This is a genomic window from Phenylobacterium glaciei, from assembly GCF_016772415.1.
Lineage (GTDB): Bacteria > Pseudomonadota > Alphaproteobacteria > Caulobacterales > Caulobacteraceae > Phenylobacterium > Phenylobacterium glaciei.
This window is the reverse complement of record NZ_JAGSGD010000001.1, coordinates 1,715,690-1,731,791: the sequence shown is the minus strand read 5'-3', so window position 1 is coordinate 1,731,791 and position 16,102 is coordinate 1,715,690. Positions and strand designations below refer to the sequence as shown.

The window sequence follows — 16,102 nt, the reverse complement described above, 5'->3', positions numbered from 1 at the left end:
GCGCGAAACGAATCGCACGGCGTCAGCGGCAGTCTATCGAAGCGCGGCGGGCTTCGAACCGCCTCGGGCGCCTAATTCCAGACGTCGAGGTGGAAAAGCCTGCGATGCTCTTCGATGGCGAAGCGGTCGGTCATGCCGGCGATGTAGTCGCACACCACCCGGGCGCGGCCGGCGTCGTCGCGGTTCTGCGACCGGGCGAACCATTCCGTCGGCAGGACGTCGGGTTCGCTCATGAACAACTGGAACATCTCGGCCAGAATACGGCGGGCCTGGGAGCGGGTGCGGTTCACCTTCCAGTGCCGGTACATGCGGGCCATCAGGAATTCCCGCAGCCGGCCCAGGTCCTCCAGCATGTCGCGCGAGAAGGCCACCAGGGCGTGGTCCAGGTGACGGACCTCGTCGGCCGACGAAACCTTGGACGCCGTCGCCCGCCGGTTGGTCTCGGCCAGCACGTCGTCGATCATCGCCCCGATCATCCGGCGCACGGCCTCCAGGCGGATGATGCCGGGGTCGAGGTCGGGATATTCCTTGTAGACGCCCGCCAGGATCGGCCCGATCAGCGGCACGTCCAGCAGTTCCTTCAGGTGGAACAGCCCCGCCTGCACCCCGTCGTCCACGTCGTGGTTGTTATAGGCGATGTCGTCGGCCAGCGCCGCGCACTGGGCCTCGGCGGACGCCCAGGTATCCAGGCCGAGGTCGTACTCGGCGTCAAATTCGGTGATCGCCTTCCAGGACGGCTGGCTCAGCTTGGCCGTCACCGGGCCGTTGTGCTTGATGATCCCTTCCAGGGTCTCCCAGGTGAGGTTCAGCCCTTCCCAGCGCGGATAGCGCCGCTCCAGCTTGGTGACCACCCGGAAGGTCTGCACATTGTGGTCGAAGCCGCCAAACGGCTCCATCTGCACCTGCAGCTCGTCCTCGCCCGCGTGGCCGAAGGGCGGGTGGCCGAGATCATGGGCAAGCGCAATGGTCTCGGCGAGATCGGCGTCCAGCCCCAGCGCCGTGGCCAGCGAGCGCGCCACCTGCGCCACCTCCAGAGAGTGGGTCAGGCGGGTGCGGAAATGATCGCCCTCGTGGGCCACGAAGACCTGGGTCTTCTCCTTCAGCCGCCGGAAGGCCGTGCAGTGGATGATCCGGTCGCGGTCGCGGGCGAAGGGGGTGCGGTTACGGCTCTCGGGCTCCGCGACCTTGCGGCCCAGGGAGAGGGCCGGGTCTTCGGCGTAGGACGCGCGGGGCGGAACCGTCAAAGCCATGTATGCTCGCAAAAATCGGAAGGCCTCTTGGTGTGAAGCCCTGGGACCCTCATATAGTCCACACAGGACTTTTACGCATCATGACCACATCCGACCTCACCCTCTCCCCGACCGCGGCCCAAAGGCTGCATGACCTCAGCAAGGCCGAGGGTCATCCCGTCATGCTGCGCGTGGCGGTGGAGGGCGGCGGCTGCTCGGGCTTCCAGTACCAGTTCGACCTGGTCAGCGAGCCCCAGTCGGATGACCTGCGGGTCGAACTGGACGGCGCGGCGGCCCTGGTGGACGAGATGAGCCTGATCCTGCTCAAGGGCTCGGTGATCGACTATGTCGACGAACTGGCCGGCGCCGAATTCCGCATCCGCAATCCCAACGCCAAGTCCAGCTGCGGCTGCGGCGTGAGCTTCTCGATCTAAAAACCTCCGCTCATCCCGGCGAAGGCCGGGACCCAGATGCATCCACGGCGCTCAGGATTCCTGGCGCAGGTCGAGACTTACGACCTGGATCCCGGCCTTCGCCGGGACGAGCGGGTTTAACCTACCGCCCCCGCGCCCAACTTCGGCGCTGCTGGATCAGGAACGACCAGAGGCCCAGGCCGCCCAGGGCCGCCAGGGCGACGCCGCCCAGGAACACCAGCAGCTCATAGAGCCTGCCGCCCACCGAGGCGGCGTGGATCGGATAGACCGCGTTCTGGAACCGCACGCCGGGGCCGTAGGCCTGGGCGTCCGCCGTGCCGATCACCGTCGACGTCGCCGGATCGATATAGACCAGGGTGCGGCCGTTCGGGTGCCACTCGTTCGGCTGCTTAAGGCGGATGGCGGCCGGCGCGCCGGGTTTGGCGGGCCAGCTGGCCAGCCGCAGGGTCGCCTGCGGGAAGGCCGCCTGGGCGGCCGCCAGCGCCACCGGCCAGTCGATATTCCCCTGCCCCGCCCTGGGCGGTTTGGGCGCCTCGACGCCGCCGGGCGCCAGCCTGACCAGCAGGGCCTTGCTGGCGTCGTTGAAGATGATCATGCCGCCGGTCAGGCACAGGACGAACACCGGGATGGCCATCAGAATCCCCAGGTCTCGGTGCGACGACACCAGGTCCCGCCGCGCCAGGCTCCTGGGCCAGACCTTGCCGGCGAAGCTGCGCCAGGCCGGGAACCAGACGATCACCCCGGTGAGGCAGAGCACGGCGCCGGCCAGCCCCGCGACGCCGACCACCGTCTCGCCGCCCTCCCCTGACAACAGCCGGTGGTGGGCCTCGAACACCCATTGCTCGAGGCGCGCAGATCCCTTCCAGCGCGCCACGATCGTGCCGTCGGCGGCGGCGTAGGCCATGCCGTCGTCCTTATAGGTCAGCCTGTGGACGCCGAGACGCGGTCCGGCGAACATCATGCTGCGCGGCGACCCTTGCCCCTCCACCGCCTCGGCCGCGGCGCCCAGCACCGCGGGGGACGGCGTCACCACCATCCGCGCCTCCGGCACCGTCAGCTTCACCCAGTCCTCGCGCAGCACCAGCAGCGAACCGGTGAGGCCCAGGATCACCAGGATCAGGGCGAGGATCGCGCCGGCCCAGGCGTGCAGGGTGCGGATCAGACCCATCAGAAGCTCTTCACGATCCCGACGGTGACCGCGCGGCCCTGACCGGCGAAGTAGCGGGTGTTGTCGGTCGGGTTCGTCGTGTCGCTGTTATAGGTGATGTACTGCTCGTCCAGCAGGTTGCGGACGCCCAGGCTGACCACGCCGAACGGGGCGTTCCAGGCCGCCACCGCGTCCAACAGTTCATAGCCCTCGAAGTTGTTGGCCACCGGCTGGCCCTGGAAGTCGCGGGCCTCGAAAAACTGCCCCTGCAGGCGGAAGTCGAAGTCGCCATACGTGGCGTCGGCGGTCAGGGTCAGGCGGTCGGGCGAGATGTTGGCCCCGTCCAGGTCGGCGTCGACGCGGCCGTCTCCATTGGTGTCGGTGCGGCCCTCCAGGTGAGCATAGGCCGCGCCCAGGGTCAGCCAGTCGGCAGCCTTCCAGCGCAGGGTGGCCTCGACGCCCTCGATCTCGGTGCGCTGACGCTGCACGTCGAAGGTGCCGCCGGCGTTCAGCACCAGCAGGGCGCCCCTGTCCGACGACGAGGTAAACCAGGCCAGCGACCCGTTGACCGGTCCGTGTGAGAACTCCACCCCGAGCTCGACATTGTCGGAGACCACCGGATTGACGTCCAGATAGGTGTCGATGTCCCGGCCCGGGGTGTTGATGGCCCGCAGCACCCGGCCCACGTCGGGCATGGTGAAGCCCTGGGCGTAGGAGGCGTAGGCCGTGACCCCCTCGATGATCCGTACCGTGCCGCCGACATTGCTCAGCACCTCGGTGAAGCTGGGCTCGCCGCCGCTGACCTTGGTGTTGCCCGAGGAGGCCAGGGTCGTGAAGTCGCCCACCTCAAGGGTGGCGTTCTCCTGGCGCACGCCGGCCGACAGATGGATGCGCTCGCCCCAGACCGCCTGGTGCGCCTGCAGGAAGGGCGACAGGCTCTTATAGGTGGTCTTGGGCACCCAGACCCGGTTGGTCAGCACCAGTTCCTGATAGGTCTTGTCCTTCAGGCCATCGAGACCCACCAGCACCTTCAGGCCGGGGACGGCCGCGAAGCCGCGCTCGTAGTCCAGCTTGAAGCCCTGCTTCTGGGAATTGTTGGCCGACTGGTCGAACAGGGTGTTGATGGGGGCGATCCGCACGTCCTGGAACGTGCCGGTGATCGAGCCTCCGAACACCCCGTGATAGTCGTGGGCGAAGGCCTGGGCGGTCAGGGCGCCGCCAAACAGGTCGCCGTCCTTGTAGGTGACCGACGCCGAGGTGACCTCGTTGGCCGGGGGCTTGCCGCGCTGGACGCCCTTCACGGCGCTGGCCGGCAGGCCGGTGGCGCGGTTGCCGTTGACCAGCACGTAGTCGTCGCCCCCCTCCAGCTCGAAGTGGTTGACCATGGCCTCCAGGCGGCGCTCGTCGCCGAGATCCAGGCCGGCCTTGCCGAACAGCGACCAACTGTCGGAATTCTGCAGCTCGCCCTGGGTGGCGTCGATGCCGATGCGGCGGCCATCGGCGTCGAAATAGCCGCCGCGGCGCTCATAGGCGGCGCCGGCCACGACGTCCCAGGCGCCGAAGTCGCGGCCCGCCAGGCCGGCGGCCTTGTAGCTGAAGCTGTCGTTCAGATTCCCGTCGTCGAAGCTGGTCTGGGCCAGGACCTTTCCGGTCCAGCCCTGCCCGGACTTCGGCGTGGGGGCGGTGACGTAGTTGATCACCCCGCCCGTGGCGCCGACGCCCTGGATGGCGTTGGAGCCGAACACCACCTCGACGCGGTCGATGAAGAAGGGATCGATGGTGAAGCCGTCGCGGCTGTCGTCGCGCAGCGGCGTCGATTGCGGAACCCCGTCCACCAGATACAGCGGCGAGCGGCCGCGCAGGGTTTCGCCGGCCCCCGAAAGCTTCTGCCGCGTCGGCGAGAAGGACGGCGCCAGGGCCGAGACCACCTCGACCGCGCTCTGAGCCAAGGCCTGCTGCAGGCGCAGATCGTTGGCGCCGATGATCTGGATGGTGGAGGGCACGGTGGCGCGCGGCGCGTCGAAGCGCATGGCGGTGATCACCAGTTCGTCCACCGCCTTGTCCTCCGGGATCATCACCTGAGCCTGCGCCGGAGCGATCGCGGACAGGAGGGCGAGCGCGGTTCCTCCAAACAAGACGTTGCTCAGGCGGGTCATCGGCTGTTCCATTGTTGCGATTAAGTCTCAATCGCTCTCATGGCAGAGCGGGTCTGGCGGGTCAACCGAAGGCCGCCGTGGCCCTTAACATCCTCGCCTAGCGACCCGCGTCTAGCCTGGAATGAACTGCAGGATCGCCGCCAGCACCGTCAGCCAGGCCAGCGGCGCGGCCATGGCGGCCCAGGCCAGCGGTTCCTTGTCGCGCTTGAACAGCACCCAGGCGCCGAACGGCCCGATCAGGCAGACGATCCAGAACAGGACCATCATCAGGAAGGCGATCCAGGCCAGGGGGTTGAGGATGTTGCCCTGGTGGTCGAACACCAGCGGCGAGAACAGCGCCCCCACCGCCCCGAACGGCGCCAGGGTCAGGCAGAGCCCCGTCGCCACGCCCATCCAGATCATCCGCGCGCGACGCGAAAGCTGCGGTCTTTTTCGGGGGGCCCCTGACATGGGCGCAAGGTCCCCATCCGACCCCCGCCCGTCAAACTGAATCGCCGGTCGGGTGGTCATAGGTCGCGCGTGAGGTTAGCGGACGCTTGTTCGCCGGGCGCTCAAGAGGCTAGACCGGGACAGACCCCACGCCGAAGGACGCCCATGAAGATCGCCACCTGGAACGTCAACTCGGTCAACGCCCGCCTCGAGACCGTGCTGCGCTGGTTCGAGGAGGTGTCCCCCGACGTCGCCTGCCTGCAGGAGATCAAGTGCGTCGACGAGAAGTTCCCCGCCGAAGCCTTTGAACGGCTTGGCTATAACGTCGCCGTGCACGGCCAGAAGACCTATAACGGCGTCGCCCTGTTGTCGAAGACCCCGCTGGAAGATGTGCGCAAGGGCCTGCCCGGCGGCGACGGCGACGAGCACGCCCGCTACATCGAGGCCGTGGTCTCCGGCCCCAATCCGGTCCGCGTGGCGTCGATCTACCTGCCCAACGGCAACCCCATCGACACCGAGAAATTCCCCTACAAGCTCAACTGGATGGCGCGCCTGAACGCCCACGCCCGCGAGCTGCTGGCCTATGAGGAGCCCCTGGTCCTCACCGGCGACTTCAACGTCATTCCCGAGCCCCGCGACGCCGCCCATCCGGAGAACTGGACCAAGGACGCCCTCTTCCAGCCGCAAAGCCGGGAGGCCTTCCGGGCCCTGAAGTGGCTGGGCCTCACCGAGGCCTTCATGGCCATCGACGGCGCGCCCGAGAGCTACACCTTCTGGGATTACCAGGCCGGCGCCTGGCAGCGGAACAACGGCATCCGCATCGACCACGCCCTGCTCTCCCCCCAGGCCGCCGACAGGCTGCTGTCCTGCGTCATCCACCGCGACGTCCGCGGCTGGGACAAGCCGTCGGACCACGTTCCGGTGGTCACCGAGCTCGACCTCTAGCCGATGAGCCGCCGCGCCTTCATCCTCGGAGGCTCGGGCCAGATCGGCCGGGCGACAGCGCTCAATCTCCTGGACGCCGGCTGGGACGTCACCGTCGGCCAGCGCCACGGCGAACTGCCCGCTGTCCTCCAGGGCCGCGTCACGGTCACAGCCCTCGACCGCGCGGACGACACCGCCCTAACCGACGCGCTCTCCACCCCCTTCGACGCCGTCATCGACACCGTCGCCTACAGCGCCGCCCACGCCCGCCAGTGGCTGGCCCTGCAGGACCGCCTCGGCGCCCTGGCGGTGATCTCCACCGGAAGCGTCTATGTGGACGACGAAGGCCGCACGCTGGGCGACGGCGCCCGCTACCCGATCCCCCTGCGCGAGGATCAGCGCCGCATCGCCCCCGGCGAAGCCGACTATTCCACCAACAAGGTGGCCATGGAGGACGCCCTGCTGGCCGGCGCCCGCGTGCCGCTCAAGATCCTGCGGCCCTTCGCCGTCCACGGCCCCGGCAGCCGCGCGCCCCGCGAATGGTGGTTCCTGGCCCAGATCCTGCGGGGCGCGCAGACCATCCCCCTGGCCTTTGACGGCCAGAGCCAGTTCCACACCACGGCGACCGCCAACCTCGCAGAACTGACCCGCCTCGCCCTGGAGCAGCCCGGCGTCCACGTCCTCAACGCCGCCGACCCTGAGGCCCCGACGGTGGCTGAGATCGGGCGGGACATCCTCACCGCCATGGGCTCGAGCGCCGCCCTCGCCCCCTTTCCCGGCCCGCCCAAGGGCTGGAAGGGCCGCACCCCCTGGAGCGTCGAGGCGCCCCTGGTGGCCGACATGAGCGCCGCCGCCGCCCTCGGCTACCGCCCCGTCACCGACTACGCGACGGCTGCGCCGGCGCTGTGCGCCGCCCTGGTCGAAGAGGCCCGCGGCAAGGATTGGCTTACCGCCTTCCCCGGCCTGGCCGCCTATCCGCCACAGATGTTCGAAGCCCCACCGGCGAAATAGCGCCGCCCTGTCAGCAACGGTTCAGCTTGCGAAAGCTTAACTGGCGAGATCGAGGCGGCGTGGTTAAGACGCCGCTCGCAACATGAAAGACCTCGTTATGCGTCCGCTTCTCCCCGCCACCTTCGCCCTGGCCCTGATCGCCGCCCCGGCCTTCGCCCAGGACAGCGCCACCGACGCCTCGGGCGCCTCGGCGGCGACCTCGCAGGCCGTGGGTCTGTTGGCCTCTTCGGGCGTGAAGACCGCCGTGGGGGTGTCGGCCGTGCCGGCCAGCGTCGCAGCCACCGGCTCCATGGTCGCAGGCTCGGCGGTGATGGCCAGCGGCGCGGCCTCGGTCGGCGTCGGCGGCGCGGTCTCGGAGGCCGCGACGGACTCCGGCAGGCTGGTGGTGGACGACAAGGTCGTGGTCTCCCCCGATCCGGCCCCCGCCGTGCCCTACGACACCCCTGCCCCGGCCAAGAAATGAACCGCCGCGCCCTGATCGCCGCCAGCCTCGCCGCCCTGAGCGCCACCGCGGCCCTGCCCGCCGCCGCCCAGGATTCTTCGGCCAACGCGGTGGCGCCCCACTTCACGGCGCCGGAGGCCGCGGCCTTCTCAAAGCAGGTGGAGCGCGACCTCGCCGGCCGCGGCGCCAAGCTGGCCATGGTGTTCCGCACCGGCCGGCCGCGCAGCCAGCTGCCGGAGGGGATCAGCTACACCCACGGCGCCTTCTGGGTGTACCGCAACATCAAGACCGCCGATGGCCAGACCCAGCAGGGCTACGCCGTCTACAACCTCTATGCCGGCGACGGAAAAGCCTGGCCCAAGATCGAGAGCCGGCTGGTCCAGGACTATCCCTTCGACTTCACCCGCGGCTCCACCGTCGACGACATGGCCGTCATCATCCCCTCGCCGGAGATGCAGCGCCGGATCATCGCGGTGATCGACAGCCCCACCTATCAGGCGGTCCACAACCGGCACTATTCCCTGGTGGCCAATCCGTGGAAGCGGACCTACCAGAACTGCAACAACTTCATGCTCAACGTCATCGCCGCGGCCATCTGGCAGACCAGCAACCCCGACCAGATCACCGCCGACCTCAAGGCCCACTACAGGCCGACCCTGGTGAAGGCCAATGGCGTGCTGCGCCTCTTCGGCCCCATCGCCGACCAGCGCCTGCGCACCGACGACCAGCAGGGGCCGATCCGCACCGCCACCTATGAATCCATCGCCGAATTCATGCGTGAAAACAACATGCTGGAAGCGACCTATTCCATCAACTACGCGCGCTGATCGTTCGCTTTTCGCCCGGCCCGAACACCGCTAGCGTTCGGGCATGAACGACGTCGTCCGGCTTCTGTTGATGTTGGCCCTGGCCGGGACCGCGGTGACCTTCGCGGGCTCCTTCGCCATCTGGTTCTTCGATGAGGACCGGCGCATCCAGCGCGCCCTCAAGCGCGTGCTGAAAGGCGAGCCGGAAGCGGTGCTGGTGGCGCGTGGCCGGGGCCGGGGCGTCGGGGTCAACTTCGCCACCGGCCTGGCCGCCGTCGCCTGGGACGCCGGGGCCTGGTGCCTGGTCTACCGCATCGACGAGCTGATGGGCGCCGAGCTGATCATCGACGACCAGGTGGTGGCCCGCGCCCACCGCGACGAGCCCCGCCGCGCCCTGGACCAGCGGGTCAGCCATGCGGCCCGCGTCACCCTGCGGCTGATCTTCGACGACCCCCAGCACCCCGACTTCGAGCTCGACCTCTGGCTGACCGGCGACGAGAACCGCCGCGTCGCCGCCTCTCCCGGCGCCGCCGTGCTGGAGGCCAACCGCTGGCTGGCCCGCGCCGAGGCCATCCTGCGCCGCCCCAGGGCCATGACCCCCGCCGCGGCCGCCGCCACCGCCGTCACCGCGCCGCTGGCCCCGCCGCCGCCGCCGCCGCCGCCCCAGGCCGAACTCCCCCTCCCCCCGCCCGCGCCCCGCGCCGGCTCCGACCCCCCGCCCTGGGAAGACGACGACTTCGACGGCTTCGAGCCCGACGACGAACGGTAGCCAACCCGTTTCCTTCTCCCCTTGCGGGAGAAGGTGGCCCTGCGGAGCAGGGTCGGATGAGGGGTCGCGTTGACCTTTCAAGACAAACTCCGCTCATCCCGGCGAAGGCCGGGACCCAGATTCACCCTGAGCGGTACGAGATGCCCCCCCGTTCGCCGTTCGGACTCGCATGAGATCGGAGCGGGTTTCACCTGGGTCCCGGCCTTCGCCGGGATGAGCGGATATGGTCAGCGCGCCCCCTCATCCGACCGGTCACCGACCGGCCACCGTCGAGAGCGAGCCGGGCTACTCAAGCCCGGCTATGCCGTTCGCCAACGATTTGGCGAACTGCCGCTCTCGACCCCGCAAGGGGAGAAGGAAGTTCATCTTCCTACCCACCGGGTCGCCGCCGAAACTTGACACTGTAAATTTATAGCCTCACCCTCGCCTCAACCTTGAGGGAGGTTTCCATGGCCAGCCTGATCGCCGCCGCCACGTTCTTCGTCCTGCTGCACCTACTGGTCTCCGGCACCCGGGTCCGCGACGCCATCGCGGCCAAGATCGGCGACGGCCCCTATATGGGTCTGTTCTCCCTGGCCTCCGTCGCCGGCCTTGCCTGGCTGGGCTTCGGCTATGCCGCCGCCCGCAATGCTCCCTGGAACGCGTCCTACTGGGACATCACGCCGGCCACCCGCCACGTCCAGCTCGGCCTGATGCTGATCGCGGTGATCTTCATCGTCGTGGGCCTGACCACCCCCAACCCCACCAGCGTCAAGCAGGAGGGCGCCCTGGACCGGCCCGACGTGGTCAAGGGCATGCTGCGCATCACCCGCCACCCCTTCCTGTGGGGCGTGGCGCTCTGGGCGGCCGGTCACCTGATCGTCAACGGCGACCGCGCCGGCATCGTGCTGTTCGGCGCCATGCTGGCCCTGGCCCTGTTCGGAACCGCCAGCATCGACGCCAAACGCAAGCGGGCGCTAGGCCCCAAGTGGCACGCCTTCGCCACCCAGACCTCCAACATCCCCTTCGCCGCCATCCTGTCGGGTCGCCAGTCCCTGAAGATCGGCGAAATCGGCTGGTGGCGCATCGCCGTGGCCCTCGTCATCTACGCGGCCCTCGCCTTCGGGCACCCCTACCTGTTCGGGGTGGCGGCCCTGCCTTAACGGCCATTCCTCCCCCAGGCCGAAGGCCGTATCGGGGGAGGTGGATCGGCGCTCGCGCCGAGACGGAAGGGGCTAAGGCCTCACCGCGCCTTCTATCGAACGGGATGAATTGGCCAGGCCCTAGCCCCCTCCGTCACGCGCATAGCTGCGCGCGCCACCTCCCCCGACCCGCGCTGCGCGCTAGGGGAGGAATTGCTCAGCGCGAACTTCACGCCCGCCTGCGCGTGCACTGGTGCGGTGTCCACCAGCGGCGCAGCGAGGTCCCCTTTGGATCCCAGATCGCTGGCTCTCTGCAGCTTTCAAGTCGGATCGTACACCAGACACTGCGCGGACATTCAGGCCTTCAGCAGCTTGGAACACAGGAGCTCAGGCGATCGACCGCAGCCCCTTGGCCTTCACCAAGCTCAGCAGCTTCAGCGACGGTCCGTCCGGCCGCTTCTCGCCGCGTTCCCACTTGCTGACCGCATCCTTGCGGACGTTGAGATAGCTCGCGAACACCGGCTGGGAGACCTGCTCGCGCTCCCGCAGCGCCTTTATCTCGTCGGGCGCCATGGGCGTCACCGGCGTCAGGCACAGGGCGTCGAACTCGCGCATGGTCGCCTTGTCGATGACGCCGGCGCTGTGCAGGCCGGCGGCGGTCTTGTGGACCGTGCCGAGAATGCCACTCTCAGTCTTGCCTGCCGTCTTGGCCATCGCTCGTAACCTCTGCAATCTCACCGGCGGCGCTCGCCACGTCCAAGGCCGCGGCGTCGAAGCCGAGGAAGGTGGCGGCCAACATCTTCAGCGCCTTGAGCTCCTTGGCCGTGACGTTGGCCTTCTCGTTCTTGGCGAAGCCGTGGACGAAGAAGATGTGTCCGCCGACCTTGAACAGTATGATCGTCCGAAAGCCGCCGGACTTGCCGCCGCCTTCGCGGGCGATCCGCTGCTTGAAGACGCCGCCGCCGAGATCGGCGTCCCATCGACCGGACGCCACGGCCTTGGCTGCTTCGAGCAACCCCGCGCTTCCCAAATCCGCCTTGCGGGCGAACCTCGAAAATTCCTTGGTCTTGTAGACGCTCATCGGATCATGACGCCCTGCTAAATGTAGCCCTAAGGGCTATACTTTTCAAGTACGCTATCGCACCACTACCGCGCTTAGCCGTGTGAGGTTCACCCCAGCGCGAAATCCACGCCCGCGCGCGCATGCACCAGCGCGGTATCCACCACCGGCGCCGTCACGTCCCCCGGCGCCAGCAGCAGCCCGATCTCCGTGCAGCCGAAGATCACGCAGTCAGCGTCGCCCGCCTTGGCGATCATGGCCAGGACCTCCGCCTTCGAGGCCGCCGAGATCACCCCCTGGCAAAGCTCGTCATAGATGATGGCGTGCAGCCGGTCGCGGTCGGCCTGCTCCGGGACCACCGCCTCAACGCCCTGAGCCGCCAGCCGCCCGCGATAGAAGTCCTTCTCCATCGTGAACTTCGTCGCCAGCAGCAGCGGCCGCGAACAGCCCGCCGCCTTCACAGCGTTCGCCGTGGCGTCGGCGATGTGGATGACCGGCACGCTCACCGCCGCCTGCACCTGGTCAGCCACCAGATGCATGGTGTTGGCGCAGATCAGGATGGCCTGCGCGCCCGCGCCCTCCAGCTGCTTGGCCGCGTCGGCCAGCACCGCGCCCGCCTGGTCCCAGTCGCCGGCCGCTTGCAGCGCAGCGATGCCGGCGAAATCCACCGACCACAGCAGTAGTTGCGCCGAGTGAAGTCCGCCCAGCCGCTCGCGGACCAGGCGGTTGAGCTCCGCATAGTAGAGCGTCGTGCTCTCGGCGCTCATCCCGCCCAGCAAGCCCAGCGTCTTCATCGCGATCTCTCCAGGGTCACAGCTCCAAGATGCTCCCCTTCTGGGGGAGCTGGCGCGAAGCGCCTGAGGGGGACTTTGACTCTCGTGTTGCTGAGATGAAGGTCAACTACGTTGATCCCCCTCCGGCACGGACCTGCGGTCCGCGCCACCTCCCCCACATCGCGCCAAGGCGCTGGGGGAGGATCTAAGTCACGCGACCGCCCACCAGCCTCAGAGATCCGCGTAGACGTGGGTTTCCCCCGCCGCGCCGGGATGGGTCACCGCGCCCTTGTGGGCGGGGCCGACGATCTGGGCGTACTTCCACAGGGCGCCGGAGTTGTAGTTGGTGACCTTCGGTTCCCAGTGACGGCGGCGGTTCTCCAGCTCGATGGGATCGACCTCCAGGTCGAGAATGCCGGCGTCGGCGTCGATGTTGATGATGTCGCCGTCCTGGATCAGGGCGATGGGCCCGCCCAGCTGGGCCTCAGGCCCGATGTGGCCCACGCAAAGCCCGCGCGTGCCACCGGAGAAGCGGCCGTCGGTGATCAGGGCCACCTTGTCGCCCCGGCCCTGACCCGAGAGCGCCGCGGTGGTGGACAGCATCTCGCGCATGCCGGGGCCGCCGCGCGCGCCCTCATAGCGGATCACCAGGACGTCGCCGTCCAGGTAGTCGCCGGCCTCAACGGCGGCGAAGCACGCGTCCTCGCCGTCGAAGCAACGGGCGGGCCCACGATGGCTGCGGTGGCTGGTCATGCCCGCCACCTTGACGATTGAGCCGTCGGGGGCGAGCGAGCCCCACAGGCCCACCACGCCGCCGGTGGGGGAGAGCGGCTCACTGACCTTGCGGATCACCACCTGGTCGTCGCGCCATTTCACGTCCTTGACGTTCTCGGCGATGGTCTTGCCGGTGATGGTCATGCAGTCGCCGTGGATGAAGCCGCCCTCCAGCAGGGTCTTCAGCAGCATGGGCATGCCGCCGGCCTCCCCCATGTCCTTGGCCACGAAGCGGCCGCCGGGCTTCAGGTCGGCGATGTGCGGGGTGCGCTGAGCGATCTCGGCGAAGTCGCGCAGGGTGAACTCGATGCCGCACTCGTGGGCCATGGCCGGCAGGTGCAGGCCGCCATTGGTGGAGCCCCCGGTGGCGGCCACCACGGCCGCCGCATTCTCGAAGGACTTGCGGGTGACGATGTCGCGCGGGCGCAGCTGCTCGGCGATCAGGCGGACCACCGTCTCGCCCGAGGCCACCGCATAGGCGTCGCGGCTCAGATAGGGCGCGGGTAGCGAGGCCGAGAGCGGCAGGGCCAGGCCGATGGCTTCGGACACGCAGGCCATGGTGTTGGCGGTGAACTGGCCGCCGCAGGCGCCGTCAGACGGACAGGCGTGCTGCTCCAGGGAGCACAGGTCCTCCAGGCTCATCTTGCCGGCCGAGTGCATGCCGACGCCTTCGAAGACGTCCACCACCGTGACGTCGCGGCCCTGCCACGAGCCGGGCAGGATGGACCCGCCATAGAGGAAGACGCTGGGCACGTTCAGCCGCAGCATCGCCATCATCATCCCCGGCAGGGACTTGTCGCAGCCGGCGATGCCCACCAGGGCGTCATAGCCGTGACCGCGCATGGTCAGCTCCACGGAGTCGGCGATGACGTCGCGGCTGACCAGGGACGAGCGCATCCCCTCGTGACCCATGGCGATGCCGTCGGTGACGGTGATGGTGCAGAACTCCCGCGGCGTCGCGCCGGCCGCCTTCACGCCTTCCGACACCGCATGCGCCTGGCGCATCAGGGCGGTGTTGCAGGGCGCGGCCTCGTTCCAGCAGGAGGCCACACCGACGAAGGGCTGGGCGATCTCGCGACTGCCCAGGCCCATGGCGTAATAGTACGACCGGTGCGGGGCCCGCGCCGGGCCCTCGGTCACGTGGCGGCTGGGAAGGTTCGACTTGTCCCAGGTTCCATCGGGCTTGCGGGTCATGGTGGCGGCCTCCGTTCAACGAGCTCTTTCCGTACCGGGCGGGGGGCGGCGTTGGAACCCCGCATGGTCATGAGCGCGAACTTGGGCGAAGCTCTGGCTGGGAGGACATCGACATGGACGACGCCATCGCACGCGGCGCGAAGAGCCCATCTCTGCGCGAGGACACCATCGGACAGGCCCTGGCCGAGGCCGCCCGCCGCTGGCCCGACCAGGAGGCGGTGGTCTCCGTTCACCAGGCGATCCGCTGGACCTGGCGGGACCTTGACGGTCACTCAACGGCCATGGCGGCCGGACTGCTGGCGCTGGGCCTCGAGCCCGGCGACCGCATCGGCATCTGGTCTCCCAACAAGGCGCAGTGGAGCCTGACCCAGTTCGCCGCCGCCCGCGCCGGCCTGATCCTGGTGACCATCAACCCCGCCTATCGGCTCTCCGAGGTGGAATACACCCTGAACAAGGTGGGGGTTAAGGCCCTGGTGGCGGCCGAAAGCTTCAAGACCAGCCTCTACGCCGACATGATCGACAGTCTGGCTCCGGAGATCGCCTCCAGCCAACCCGGCCAGATCGTCTCGGCCCGCCTTCCACAACTTAAAACTGTAATACAGATCGGCGGCGACTTAAGGTCGGGCTGGCTGCCCTTCGAGGCCGTTCCTGGTCTCTCCGCGACGGCCGACATGTTGCGGCTCGCCGCCATTGAGCCGACCCTGAAGGCGACCGACCCCATCAACATCCAGTTCACCAGCGGCACCACCGGCCTGCCCAAGGGCGCGACGCTGAGCCACCGCAACATCCTCAACAACGGCTTCTTCGTGGGCGAGGCCATAGGACTGATGGCCGGTGACCGCCTCTGCCTGCCGGTGCCGCTCTACCACTGCTTCGGCATGGTGATGGGCAATCTGGGCTGCCTGACCCACGGCGCGGCCATGGTCTACCCCTCCGACGGCTTCGATCCCGTCGCGGTGCTGGAGGCCGTCCAGGCCGAGCGCTGCACCGGCCTGTTCGGGGTGCCCACCATGTTCATCGCCACCCTCGGCCACCCCGACTTCGACACCTACGACCTGTCGTCCCTGCGCACCGGCTGTATGGCCGGCTCCCCCTGCCCCGTTGAGGTGATGAAGCAGGTGATCGGGCGGATGCACATGAGCGGCGTCACCATCGCCTACGGCATGACCGAGACCTCGCCGGTCAGCTTCCAGAGCGCCCAGGACGACCCGATGGACCGCCGCGTCGGCACCGTCGGCCGCGTCCAGCCGCACCTGGAATGCAAGGTCGTCGACCTGGAAGGGAACACGCTGCCGCGCGGCGAGACCGGTGAACTGTGCACGCGTGGTTACTCCGTGATGCTCGGCTACTGGGACGACGCGGAGAAGACCGCCGAGGCCATCGACGCCGACGGCTGGATGCACACCGGCGACCTCGCGGTCATCGACGCGGCCGGCTACGGCAACATCGTGGGCCGCATCAAGGACATGGTCATCCGCGGCGGCGAGAAAGTCTACCCCCGCGAGGTGGAGGAGTACCTCTACCGCCATCCGAAGATCGAGGACGTCACCGTGGTGGGCGTCCCCGACCCCCGCTTCGGCGAGGAGCTCTGCGCCTGGATCCGCCTCAGGCCCGGCGAGACCGCCACCGAAGCCGAGGTCACGGACTTCTGCCGCGGCCAGATCGCCCACTACAAGATCCCCCGCTACGTCCGCTTCGTCGACGCCTTCCCCATGACCGTCACCGGCAAGGTGCAGAAGTTCCTGATCCGCGACCAGATGATCGCCGAGCTGGGTTTGACGGTGGCGCAGACGGCCTAGTTGAACTCCGCGCCGAAACGGGCTCGTATCCGCC

Annotated in this window: 16 protein-coding genes; 8 read left to right on the top strand and 8 right to left on the bottom strand. The window is 68.6% G+C overall.

Going from position 1 to position 16,102, the window contains the following annotated elements; translation table 11 throughout:
• Positions 1-71: 71 nt before the first annotated feature.
• A complete protein-coding gene (locus tag JKL49_RS08370) occupies positions 72-1,250 on the bottom strand; it encodes a deoxyguanosinetriphosphate triphosphohydrolase (protein WP_215339753.1) in 1,179 nt (392 codons plus the stop codon).
• A gap of 80 nt (positions 1,251-1,330) precedes the next feature.
• Here JKL49_RS08370 and erpA point away from each other — a divergent pair, with 80 nt between their 5' ends.
• The gene (gene erpA / locus JKL49_RS08365; RefSeq protein ID WP_215339752.1) at positions 1,331-1,663 is read left to right on the top strand and encodes an iron-sulfur cluster insertion protein ErpA; all 333 of its coding nucleotides are present in this window, start codon (positions 1,331-1,333) and stop codon (positions 1,661-1,663) included.
• A 121-nt stretch (positions 1,664-1,784) separates the two neighbouring features.
• Here erpA and JKL49_RS08360 read toward each other — a convergent pair whose 3' ends face one another.
• The 3 genes from JKL49_RS08360 to JKL49_RS08350 all read right to left on the bottom strand — a co-directional run bounded on the left by JKL49_RS08360 (position 1,785) and on the right by JKL49_RS08350 (position 5,359).
• Positions 1,785-2,831 (bottom strand): PepSY-associated TM helix domain-containing protein, encoded by a 1,047-nt coding sequence (locus tag JKL49_RS08360; RefSeq protein ID WP_215339751.1) that lies wholly within the window; start codon positions 2,829-2,831, stop codon positions 1,785-1,787.
• Entirely contained in the window at positions 2,831-4,966 is a 2,136-nt protein-coding gene (locus tag JKL49_RS08355) for a TonB-dependent receptor (RefSeq protein ID WP_215339750.1), read from the bottom strand. Before JKL49_RS08355 ends, JKL49_RS08360 begins: the two co-directional genes overlap by 1 nt.
• Positions 4,967-5,077: 111 nt before the next feature.
• Positions 5,078-5,359 carry a hypothetical protein gene (locus tag JKL49_RS08350; RefSeq protein ID WP_249778057.1) on the bottom strand — a complete coding sequence of 94 codons (282 nt, stop codon included), beginning with the start codon at positions 5,357-5,359 and terminating at the stop codon, positions 5,078-5,080.
• A gap of 201 nt (positions 5,360-5,560) precedes the next feature.
• On the opposite strand from JKL49_RS08350, the gene xth reads away from it, so the two are divergent.
• The 6 genes from xth (at position 5,561) to JKL49_RS08320 (ending at position 10,489) form a co-directional block, all read left to right on the top strand.
• The gene (gene xth / locus JKL49_RS08345) at positions 5,561-6,340 is read left to right on the top strand and encodes an exodeoxyribonuclease III (protein WP_215339748.1); all 780 of its coding nucleotides are present in this window, start codon (positions 5,561-5,563) and stop codon (positions 6,338-6,340) included.
• Between the two features lie 3 nt (positions 6,341-6,343).
• Entirely contained in the window at positions 6,344-7,330 is a 987-nt protein-coding gene (locus JKL49_RS08340) for an NAD-dependent epimerase/dehydratase family protein (RefSeq protein WP_215339747.1), read from the top strand.
• Between the two features lie 97 nt (positions 7,331-7,427).
• A complete protein-coding gene (locus JKL49_RS08335) occupies positions 7,428-7,793 on the top strand; it encodes a hypothetical protein (RefSeq protein ID WP_215339746.1) in 366 nt (121 codons plus the stop codon).
• Entirely contained in the window at positions 7,790-8,599 is an 810-nt protein-coding gene (locus JKL49_RS08330; RefSeq protein WP_215339745.1) for a DUF2145 domain-containing protein, read from the top strand. Before JKL49_RS08335 ends, JKL49_RS08330 begins: the two co-directional genes overlap by 4 nt.
• 43 nt (positions 8,600-8,642) lie before the next feature.
• Positions 8,643-9,347 carry a hypothetical protein gene (locus JKL49_RS08325; protein WP_215339744.1) on the top strand — a complete coding sequence of 235 codons (705 nt, stop codon included), beginning with the start codon at positions 8,643-8,645 and terminating at the stop codon, positions 9,345-9,347.
• 449 nt (positions 9,348-9,796) lie between these two features.
• Complete coding sequence (locus JKL49_RS08320) at positions 9,797-10,489, top strand: NnrU family protein (RefSeq protein WP_215339743.1); 693 nt, start codon at positions 9,797-9,799, stop codon at positions 10,487-10,489.
• A gap of 366 nt (positions 10,490-10,855) precedes the next feature.
• Here JKL49_RS08320 and JKL49_RS08315 read toward each other — a convergent pair whose 3' ends face one another.
• From JKL49_RS08315 to ilvD, 4 genes are all read right to left on the bottom strand, one after another.
• Complete coding sequence (locus tag JKL49_RS08315; RefSeq protein WP_215339742.1) at positions 10,856-11,182, bottom strand: helix-turn-helix domain-containing protein; 327 nt, start codon at positions 11,180-11,182, stop codon at positions 10,856-10,858.
• A complete protein-coding gene (locus tag JKL49_RS08310; protein ID WP_215339741.1) occupies positions 11,157-11,549 on the bottom strand; it encodes a type II toxin-antitoxin system RelE/ParE family toxin in 393 nt (130 codons plus the stop codon). The genes JKL49_RS08315 and JKL49_RS08310 overlap by 26 nt, the downstream gene beginning before the upstream one ends.
• An 89-nt stretch (positions 11,550-11,638) precedes the next feature.
• Positions 11,639-12,322, bottom strand: a complete 684-nt coding sequence (locus JKL49_RS08305; RefSeq protein WP_215339740.1) for an aspartate/glutamate racemase family protein — start codon at positions 12,320-12,322, stop codon at positions 11,639-11,641.
• Positions 12,323-12,532: 210 nt separating this feature from the next.
• A complete protein-coding gene (gene ilvD / locus JKL49_RS08300; RefSeq protein ID WP_215339739.1) occupies positions 12,533-14,269 on the bottom strand; it encodes a dihydroxy-acid dehydratase in 1,737 nt (578 codons plus the stop codon).
• A 113-nt stretch (positions 14,270-14,382) separates the two neighbouring features.
• Here ilvD and JKL49_RS08295 point away from each other — a divergent pair, with 113 nt between their 5' ends.
• Positions 14,383-16,068, top strand: coding sequence for an AMP-binding protein (locus JKL49_RS08295; protein WP_215339738.1), 1,686 nt, complete (start codon positions 14,383-14,385; stop codon positions 16,066-16,068).
• Positions 16,069-16,102 lie beyond the last annotated feature (34 nt).